The sequence below is a fragment of the Bradyrhizobium sp. SHOUNA76 genome (genome assembly GCF_023006445.1).
GTDB lineage: Bacteria > Pseudomonadota > Alphaproteobacteria > Rhizobiales > Xanthobacteraceae > Bradyrhizobium.
Genome location: NZ_JALBHA010000288.1, coordinates 1 through 8,272, shown reverse-complemented (window position 1 = coordinate 8,272; position 8,272 = coordinate 1). Strand labels below are relative to the sequence as shown.

7 protein-coding genes are annotated in these 8,272 nt (G+C 64.3%); 4 read left to right on the top strand and 3 right to left on the bottom strand.

Features of this window, described 5'->3' with window-relative positions:
* A partial coding sequence (locus tag MOV74_RS24705) for a LysR substrate-binding domain-containing protein (RefSeq protein ID WP_246928519.1) occupies positions 1–458 on the top strand: 458 nt, incomplete at its 5' end.
* A 36-nt stretch (positions 459–494) separates the two neighbouring features.
* Here MOV74_RS24705 and MOV74_RS24700 read toward each other — a convergent pair.
* A complete protein-coding gene (locus tag MOV74_RS24700) occupies positions 495–728 on the bottom strand; it encodes a hypothetical protein (RefSeq protein ID WP_246928518.1) in 234 nt (77 codons plus the stop codon).
* A gap of 207 nt (positions 729–935) precedes the next feature.
* On the opposite strand from MOV74_RS24700, the gene MOV74_RS24695 reads away from it, so the two are divergent.
* The 3 genes from MOV74_RS24695 to MOV74_RS24685 all read left to right on the top strand — a co-directional run bounded on the left by MOV74_RS24695 (position 936) and on the right by MOV74_RS24685 (position 4,711).
* Entirely contained in the window at positions 936–3,452 is a 2,517-nt protein-coding gene (locus MOV74_RS24695; protein ID WP_246928517.1) for a glycogen/starch/alpha-glucan phosphorylase, read from the top strand.
* A gap of 70 nt (positions 3,453–3,522) precedes the next feature.
* A complete protein-coding gene (locus MOV74_RS24690; RefSeq protein WP_246928507.1) occupies positions 3,523–3,891 on the top strand; it encodes a hypothetical protein in 369 nt (122 codons plus the stop codon).
* A gap of 4 nt (positions 3,892–3,895) precedes the next feature.
* On the top strand, positions 3,896–4,711 hold the full coding sequence (locus MOV74_RS24685) for an acyl-CoA thioesterase II (RefSeq protein WP_246928497.1): 816 nt from the start codon (positions 3,896–3,898) through the stop codon (positions 4,709–4,711).
* A 168-nt stretch (positions 4,712–4,879) separates the two neighbouring features.
* Here the strand turns inward: MOV74_RS24685 and MOV74_RS24680 are convergent, their stop codons facing one another.
* Together MOV74_RS24680 and MOV74_RS24675 are read right to left on the bottom strand one after the other, a co-directional pair.
* Positions 4,880–6,496 (bottom strand): phosphoenolpyruvate carboxykinase, encoded by a 1,617-nt coding sequence (locus MOV74_RS24680; protein ID WP_246928495.1) that lies wholly within the window; start codon positions 6,494–6,496, stop codon positions 4,880–4,882.
* A 286-nt stretch (positions 6,497–6,782) separates the two neighbouring features.
* Positions 6,783–8,272 (bottom strand): CHAT domain-containing protein (locus MOV74_RS24675; RefSeq protein WP_246928493.1); only part of this gene is annotated, 1,490 nt, incomplete at its 5' end.

Sequence of the window (8,272 nt, the reverse complement as noted above, 5' to 3'; positions counted from 1 at the left end):
AGCGCGGCGAGCTCGACCTTGCGCTGTTCAAGCGCGCAGCCGGCGAGAACGGCGCCATCGCGGTGTGGCCGGAGCGGGTGCATTGGGTCACCAGCAAGAGCCATCCGGTCGACGTTCACGCCGCGTCCGTGCCGCTGATCGGCTTTCCGACCGGCTGCCTCTACCGGGCCGGCGCCATCCACGCGCTGGAAAGCGTCGGCCGTGCCTGGCACATGGCCTATTCCTCATCGAGCCTTTCCGGCATCCAGGCCGCGGTCGCCGCCGGCATGGGCTTGAGCATCCTGTCGGAGATGTCGATCCAGGCCGACCATCGCGTGCTGACGGCGAAGGAAGGTTTTGCGCCGATCAACAAGACCGAGGTCGCACTGATGGCTTCGCCGGATGCGAGCCCGGCAACGCTGCGGCTTGCGGATCGTCTCGCCGAGTTTTGCGATGCGGTGCAGGCCAAGGCGGCCTGAAGGCGGCTTGAATTCGCGAGGCTTGCCGCCCGCCGCTCAATTCGCCGCCGACATCAGCCTGTCGCCGCACGCATTCGCATAAAACCTGCCGCCGCATTGGCGCTTGATGGCAGCGCAGCGGGCCGCGGGCGACGCGTTCTGCGGGACCGTGAAGCCGCAGCTCAGGCCGTCGGCGCTACGACCGGGTTTGCCGGCGGCAAACGCGGCACTGGAGGCGGTGATGCAGATGACGAGCAGGGCCGCCGCGGCGATTTCGATCAGCAGTCTCATGAAGATGTTCCTCCACACTGAGGGCTGAATTGATCCGCAATCTAGCACCGAATCCCGGGTTTCTCCGTGCTCGTCCGGGTTCCCAAAGCGGCCCGTTCCTTGCATAAATTGACGCCAGCGCAGTGCACGGCCGCGCCGATGACGATTCCGGTGCAGGGGCAAGACGCGTAGGGTGAGTAGTGTTCTTTCGACCAGGAAGTGACGGCTTTGCAAGATCAATCGTTCCAGCCCAGTTTTCCCGCCCCCGGGCAGCCCATCGACGAACTCGCGCTGGCTGAGATCAAGGGCGCGATCCTGGCGAAGCTGCGCCTTGCCATCGGCAAGGACGCAGGGATGGCGACCAAGCACGACTGGTACCAGGCCGCGGCGCTGACGTTGCGCGACCGCATCGTGCATCGCTGGCTCAGCGCCGAGAAGCGCAGCTACGATGCGGGGCGCAAGCGCGTCTACTATCTCTCGCTCGAATTCCTGATCGGCCGCCTGTTCACCGACGCGCTCAACAATATGGGGCTCCTGAAAATCTTCGAGGTTGCGCTCGGCGACCTCGGCGTCTCCCTGCCCGACTTGCGCAAATGCGAGCCGGATGCGGCGCTCGGCAATGGCGGTCTCGGCCGGCTTGCCGCCTGCTTCATGGAAAGCATGGCGACGCTGTCGATCCCCGCGATCGGCTACGGCATCCGCTACGATTACGGCCTGTTCCGCCAGATCATCAATCAGGGCTGGCAGCAGGAATATCCGGACGAATGGCTCGGCTTCGGCAATCCCTGGGAATTGCAGCGGCCGGAAGTGATCTACAACATTCATTTCGGCGGTGGCGTCGAGCATGTCGACGACAAGGGCCGCGACCGCGCGATCTGGCATCCGGGCGAGACCGTGCAGGCGATCGCCTATGATACGCCGATCGTCGGCTGGCGCGGCCAGCACGTCAACGCGCTCCGCCTGTGGTCGGCGCGCTCGCCCGATCCGTTGAAGCTCGACGCCTTCAACAAGGGCGACTATGTCAGCGCCAGCGCCGAGCAGTCGCGCGCGGAAGCGATCTGCAAATTCCTCTATCCGAACGACGAGAGCCCGGCGGGCCGCGAGCTGCGCCTGCGCCAGGAATATTTCTTCGTCTCCGCGTCGCTGCAGGACCTGGTCAATCGTCACCTGACCTCCGACGGGCAGCTTCGCAGCCTCGCGATGAAGGTCGCGGTGCAGCTCAACGACACCCATCCGAGCCTCGCCGTCACCGAGCTGATGCGGATCCTGGTCGACCTGCACAATTTCCGCTGGGACGAGGCCTGGAAGATCACGGTCGCGACGCTGTCCTACACCAACCACACGCTGCTGCCCGAGGCGCTGGAGACCTGGCCGGTCGAGCTGTTCGAGCGGCTGTTGCCGCGGCATCTGGAGATCATCTACCGCATCAACGTGCAGCATCTGGCGCTCGCGGAGGCGCGCTGCCCGGGCGACATCGACTTCCGTGCCTCGGTATCGCTGATCGACGAGAAGAGCGGGCGCCGCGTGCGCATGGGCCAGCTCGCCTTCGTCGGCTCGCACCGCATCAACGGCGTCTCGGGGATGCATTCGGACCTGATGCGCGAGACCGTGTTCCACGACCTCAACCATCTCTATCCCGGCCGCATCACCAACAAGACCAACGGCATCACCTTCCGCCGCTGGCTGATGCTGGCGAATCCGAAGCTGACCGATCTGTTGCGCGAGACCTGCGGCGAGGCCGTGCTCGACGATCCGACCCAACTCTCGCTGATCGAGGCCCGCGCCAGCGACGTCGAATTCCAGAAGAAATTCCGCGCCGTCAAGCTCCACAACAAGACCGTGCTGGCGCGCCTGATCGGCGAGCGGCTCGGCATCAAGGTCGATCCGAACGCGCTGTTCGACGTGCAGATCAAGCGCATCCACGAATACAAGCGCCAGCTCCTCAACGTCATCGAGACGGTCGCGCTGTATCAGGCGATCAAGGACGACCCCAACGGCAATTGGGTGCCGCGGGTGAAGATCTTCGCCGGCAAGGCGGCGGCAAGCTATCGCTACGCCAAGCTGATCATCAAACTGATCAACGACGTCGCGGAGGTCGTCAACAACGATCCCGCGATCGGCGGCAAGCTGAAGGTCGTCTTCCTGCCCGACTACAATGTCAGCCTGGCCGAGGTGATCATTCCCGCGGCCGACCTCTCCGAGCAGATCTCCACGGCCGGCATGGAAGCCTCCGGCACCGGCAACATGAAGCTGGCGCTCAACGGCGCCATCACCATCGGCACGCTCGACGGCGCCAATATCGAGATCCGCGACCATGTCGGCGCGGAGAACATCGCGATCTTCGGCATGGAGGCCGGCGACGTGATGATCCGGCGCAAGCAGGGGTTGGACGCCTCCGACGTCATCCGCAATTCGCCGAAGCTGCAGCGCGCCATCAATGCGATCGGCGCCGGCGAGTTCTCGCCCGGCGATCCCGGCCGCTTCGAATCGATCGCGCACGCGCTGCGCTATCTCGACCATTACATGGTCAGCGCCGATTTCGATTCCTATTACGAGACTCAGCGCGCAGTCGATGCGCGCTGGCTGGTCTCGCCGGCCTGGACACGCGCCTCCATCCTCAACGTCGCGCGCATGGCGTGGTTCTCCTCGGACCGCACCATCCGCGAATACGCCGAGGAGATCTGGAACGTGCCGGTCAATCCGACCACGCCGCAGCTTCCGAATTTGCGCGACGTAGCAGGCTGATTTTCCGCGGCGTGGAAGCGGCGCTACCTGCGAGGTTATTGATCTGGCAGGATAGCAATCATATTACGGCTTGAGCTTTTTCTGGCCGGAGTCGATCGTGCCTGTCGGCGAGTATATGAGCCCGGATGGGCAGCTTCGATTGCTGGTCATATGTCCCGATGGGGACTGGACGCTGGGTTTTGACGGTTTCCCCTGGCACACGCACGGCAGCATCCTTGCCAGTCTTTCAGGAAAGGACGAGGAAACTGCCATCGACGACTTCGTTGCCGACCTGACCAGCGGCAAGAGCATCATTGCGCTGAAGCGCATAGGGGGCTCGATCGCGGATGCCTGGGTTACAGATGATCCGGCGGACGACGTTTTGAGTTCGCAGCAGTATGGCCCTGGTGATGAGACGATGGAGTTTCGTCGTTGGGACGGAAGCTCAGTAGAGGTCTAATCCAATGCACGCCAAGCTCCCGCACCCATTCGACGACGCCACCCGCATCACCGCGGGTGACAGCAGCTGGCAGGGGCACACCAGCGACGATTACTGGGCCTTTGTCGGTCCGTTCGGCGGCGCCACGGCTGCGACCATCCTGCGCGCGCTGATCGAGCATCCAGAGCGCGCCGGCGAGCCGCTGGCGCTGACCGTCATTTACTGCGCGCCGATCGCGAAAGGCCCGTTCGATCTCGACCTGCGGCTGGTGAAGGCCAACCGCTCCAGCCAGCACTGGAGCGTCGAACTGTCGCAGGGCGGCGGCGAGGTCGCAACGCTTGCCACCGCCGTGTTCGCCGAGCGCCGGCCGTCCTGGGAGCACAGGGTGGCGCAATATCCTGAGACCAAGCCGTTCGAGCAGACGCTGCCGTTTCCAAAAATCGCGGCGTCCTGGGCCAACCAGTATGAATTCCGCTTCGTCGAGGGCGAGATGCGGATCGGCCCGCCGCAGGCCGAGCTCGCCGGCACCTATTCAAAGCTCTGGATCAGCGACCGCACGCCGCGCAAGCTCGACATGCTGTCGCTGATGTCGATGTCGGACGCCTTTTTCGGCCGCGTCTTCCACGCGCGGCGCGCGCTGGTGCCGTTCGGCACGGTGTCGCTGACGACGTATTTCCACACCGACAGCGACGAGCTCGCGGCGGAGGACGTCACGCGCGTGCTCGCGACGGCAGACGCAAAGATCCTCCACAAGAGCTACGCCGACCAGAATGCCGAGCTGTGGTCGCCGAACGGAAGGCTGCTCGCGACCAGCACGCAGATCGCGTATTTCAAAGCCTAGCTGCTTCCACGATCTCGTCATTGCGAGCGCAGCGAAGCAATCCAGACCGTCTCCGCGGCGGGATTCTGGATTGCTTCGCTACGCTCGCAATGACGCATGGAGAGATTATACCCACAAACAAAAAGGGCGGCCTCGCGGCCGCCCTTTTGCATTTCAAACGTTAGTGCCTCACTCCGCCGCGAGCTTCACGTCCGGCGCGGCGGCGCGCACCTCGGCGTCGACCTGGGCTTCGAACTTGGCGAAGTTCTTCTGGAACATGCCGACCAGCGCGCGGGCGGTCTTGTCGAACTCGTCCTTGTCCTTCCAGGTGTTGACCGGGTTGAGGATCTCGCTCGGCACGCCCGGCAGCGCGGTCGGGACCGCGAAGCCGAAATATTTGTCGGTGCGGAATTCGACGTTGCGAAGCGAGCCGTCGAGCGCGGCGGTCAGCAGCGCGCGCGTCACCTTGATCGGCATGCGCGAGCCGACACCGTATTTGCCGCCGGTCCAACCGGTGTTGACCAGCCAGCAATCGACATTGTGCTGGGCGATGAGGTCACGCAGCATGTTGCCGTAGACGGATGGATCGAGCGGCAGGAAGGGCGAGCCGAAGCAGGTCGAGAATTCCGGCTGCGGCTCGTTGCCGAGACCGCGCTCGGTGCCGGCGACCTTGGCGGTGTAGCCGGACAGGAAGTGATACATCGCCTGCGCCGGCGTGAGCTTGGCGATCGGCGGCAGCACGCCGAAGGCGTCGGCGGCGAGCATCACCACGTTCTTCGGCTGCGGCGCGCGGCCGGTGCGCGATGCGTTCGGGATGAAGTCGAGCGGATACGCAGAACGCGTGTTCTCGGTCTTGGAGCCATCGTCGAAATCCACCACGCGGGTGTCATCGTCGAGCACGCAATTCTCGAGCACCGCGCCGAAGCGCGTCGAAGCCGCGTAGATCTCGGGCTCTGCCTCCTGCGACAGCTTGATGCACTTGGCATAGCAGCCGCCCTCGAAATTGAAGACGCCGTTCGGGCCCCAGCCATGCTCGTCGTCGCCAATCAGCGTGCGGTTGGGATCGGCCGACAGCGTGGTCTTGCCGGTGCCTGATAGCCCGAAGAAGATCGCCGCGTCGCCCTTGGCGCCGACATTGGCCGAGCAGTGCATCGGCATCACGCCGCGCTCGGGCAGGTAATAGTTCAGCGTGGTGAAGACCGACTTCTTCATCTCGCCGGCGTAGTAGGAGCCGCCGATCAGGACGATCTTGCGGGCGAAATCGATCGCGACCACGTTCTCCGACTTGCAGCCATGGCGCTTCGGATCGGCGCGGAAGCTCGGCATGTCGATGATGGTGAGCTCCGGCGTGAAGCTCGACAGCTCGACCGCCTCGGGGCGGATCAGCAGCGTGCGGATGAACAGCGAATGCCAGGCGAGCTCGGTGAAGACGCGGGTCTTGATCCGGTAGGCCGGATCGGCGCCGCCGTAGAGATCCTGCGCGAACAGGCTCTTGCCTTCGGCGTGCTTGAGGAAGTCCTGGTAGAGCGTCTCGAACTGCTCCGCGGTGATCGACTGGTTGCCGGCCCACCACATCTTCTTGTCGGTGGTGGCGTCACGCACCGTGAACTTGTCCTTGGGGCTGCGGCCGGTGAACTCACCGGTGTCAGCGCAGAGCGCGCCGTCGGCAGACAACACCGCCTCGCCCGCTGCGAGCGAGTATTGATAGAGTTGCGGCGCACCGAGGTTCCAGTGAACCTGCTTGAGATTCTTTAAGCCGAATTTGTCGGCGCCGAAGGCACCGTTGCGCACGCCCGTCTCTTGCACGAAAAATCCTCCTAGAACCCGCGACACTCAGCGCGATCATGCTTTGGCGCCGTCGCGGTCACCGTGAATAATAGGCCATCCGGCCTCGGCTGGGCGACCTAATAATGATGAACGCTGGCGTTGCCAAGCTGATCCCGTAGGATTTGGTTTATTCAAGGACCGCGCCAAACGTCGCGCATGTCAGCCCTGAGCAGGTACATCAAAAAATCACGAATGATCGCGCAACCAAATGCCTGTTTGCGTGTTACTTCCGGTTATTGCGACGCACAATCCCTGTGGCGTCTTCTTATCTTACCTCCCCTTCGCCGATCAGTGCGAACGGCCCCCACATCGCGGGGTAGGCGTTGCGCGGCGACGAGGTGTCGTCGACAAACGTCAACATCGCGCGGCGCAAGGCTTCGGCACGACCGATCTTTGGTTCTTTCTTGAGCAGGTCGAAAGTCGACGTCGTCAGGCGGGTGGCGGCTTCCGAATCCACGGCCCAATGCGAGACCAGAAGCGCGCGGGCACCCGCATAGAAGAACGAACGCGCCAATCCCGACAGCGCCTCGGCGCCGGGCTTGTCGCCGGCGATGGTGTTGCAGGCGGACAGCACCACCCAATCGGCGTTGAGCTTGAGCTGGGCCACCTCGCTCGCGGTCAGAAGACCATCGTCGAGCTCCGACGGCTGATCGGGAATGGACAACGCAAGCGAGGGCTCACCCAGTCCCTTGACGTCGCCGGCAACGAGGCCATGGGTGGCAAAGTAGACGATGCCGTATTGAGCAAGCGCTGCACGCTTCAGCGTCGTTTCGCTGGCATCGCGGCCGAGATGGATGTCGGCATCTGTGGCGCCGATGTCCTTCGCCACCGCGTTCAGCTCGTCGGCGGTATCGGGCAGTTGCGGCAGCGCTTTCGCAAGCTGCGCGCGATCGACGCCGGCGCCGCGCCAGAAATCGGTATAGGCGCTCGTCGCGATGCTGCGCGCGGCGACCTTGCCGCTAGCAGCGCGACGGTCGGCGGGTCCTTCGGCTGCGGGGTTGAAGACGGGATCGCCGAAGCCGGTCATCGGTTTTGCGCCTTGATCCCTGCGCGCGAAGGCCCGCAACGATTTCAGGCTGATCACCGAGGGCAGCACCGAGACGGCCTGACGCCGGAGCAGCCAGGCGGCCTCGCGATAGCCCTCGAGCCTGTCCGGGATCGCAGCCTGCGGCGTCTCCGTCACCAGCAGATGAAACGGCAACGCAGTCAGCGCCGCCGATGGCACCAGCAGCAGGTTGCGCTTGCCTTTCGTCAACGCCTCGACCGGGCCGAGCAGCGCGACATAGAGCTCGTTCGCGAGCGCAAGATCGAACAGCCCCGATTTGCCGGAGGCGTCACGCGCCTTGCCGACATCCAGCCCCTTGCGGAAGGCCGCCACCTTCCGTGCCATCGCGTCCGCGCCGAGCGAAATCTCCTTCCACTCGACGCCCTCGCGCGTGATCGCGATGACATAGCTCTGCTTGTCGACGACGGAATAGATCACCATCGCCTCGTCAGCCGACAGCAGCGGCTGGATATCCTTCACCGCCAGCGGCAGCGGGTTGGAGAGCGAGGAATAGTCAGGAAACTCGACGGCGAGGGTCTTCTGCAGTCCGCTGCGCTCGCTCGCGATCGCCGCAATCCGCGCGCGGCTGCGTTGCTCGGCTGCGCGGTCTCGCTGGGCCGACTGCTTCGACACCGCAGCTATGATCGCCTTGTCGAGCGCCTCGGCCTCGGCCGCGAGATCCTGATCCCGGCGCACCAGTTCGGCGAGCC